At 65.7% G+C, this 1,351-nt stretch carries 1 pseudogene; it reads right to left on the bottom strand.

The features are described from left to right. Nucleotides 1-1,251 (bottom strand): annotated as a pseudogene (locus tag ACT3TS_RS19655) (hypothetical protein); the annotation flags it as partial. Between the last annotated feature and the right edge of the window lie 100 nt (nt 1,252-1,351).

The following is a 1,351-nucleotide window of genomic DNA, read 5'->3' as shown; positions in this document are numbered from 1 at the left end:
CCCCAACGGCACCGGCCCAACCCCCTCACCAACCAACTCGGCCGGTTCATCCGTGACGCCCACCAACCCCAGAAACGGGACCTTAAGCAAAATCTGTGCCCTCGGCAACGGCGGATCCACCATGACCTTGCCCCGGCGCATGGCCTCCAACTGATCCAGGTACTCCTGCTGGCGATCCTCAACAATCCCGTCAACGATCTCATCGACATAACCGGAACCATCACCGACCAACTCCCCGCACAACGGCACATCCTCCAGCCCCACACCACCACCGAGCCCAGAGCCCTGAGCGGGCTGCTGACCAGGCACCTGCCCGGAGGGCTGACCGGCAGGTTGAGCGGAGGGTTGGCCCGAGGACTGGCCGGAGGGCTGCCCGAGATTCTGGCCAGAGTCCTGGCCTTGATTCGGGGTGGTGGGCAGGCTGGTGCCGTCAACACGACCCGGCCCCGCCCCACCAGGGACGATCGTGCCGCCAATGGGTTGGTCGACGTCAGGCAGGGCTGATTCCGCCTCCGGGCCAGTCGTTGGGTTGGTGTTGGTGTTGGTGTTGGGCGGGGCCGGATCTGAGTGCGCCCAGACCGGCTCCTCATCAAACAACGTCACCCCAAACGCACTCTTCTCCCCAAAAGGAACACCACCGTCCCCACCGGCACCCGGCCCATCGCTATTGCAGGAGCCGCCAGAAGTGCCACCTGTACTGCCACCACCGGGCACGGCGCCACTGCCAGTGAATCCACTGCTGCTGCCGGCACCATTGCCGGTGAAGCCGCCGCTGCCGGGTGTGCGGCTGAAGTTGTTGTTGGGGCGCCCATCCGGGCCAGTGCCCTGGCCGCCACGACTGCCATTACTGGTGAAATCGTTGCCGGCGCCCTGACCGTTGGAACCGCCGGTGTCGGTGCCCTGGTCGTTGTAACTGCTGTTCCCATTGCCTTGGCCGTTGTAGCCGCCAGTGCCGCCGTAGCCACGGCTGCCGTTGCTGTTGCTGTGGTTGGTGGTGGGGTTGGTGTAGCTATTGGCGGGGAGTTCCTGGCCCATGAGCAGGATCGCGGCGACATCGGCACGGATCTGCTCACGCGTCCTGTACTCCCGGCAATCCTCCCTGGTCCCTGCCGCGTCAGCGGCACGCTGCCGTGCCGCAGCATCGTTCTTGATCGCTGAGGCGACCCGGTGGCAACGCACCATGATCGCCTCCGCCGCCAACGTCGGAATATGCAGGACCACCCACGACATCCCGTCCTTCCCCGGATCCATACTCAACCGCCTCGAAGCGAAAGCCTGCTTCGTGCGTGTCTCCACCGACTCAGGGAACATGCCCTCCCGCTCCCGCCGCGCCTTCCCCGCAAACCGGACC

Origin of the sequence: Specibacter sp. AOP5-B1-6 (assembly GCF_052376555.1) — a bacterium.
GTDB lineage: Bacteria > Actinomycetota > Actinomycetes > Actinomycetales > Micrococcaceae > Specibacter.
The sequence above is the reverse complement of the archived record's forward strand: the minus strand, read 5'-3'. Positions and strand labels throughout refer to the sequence as shown.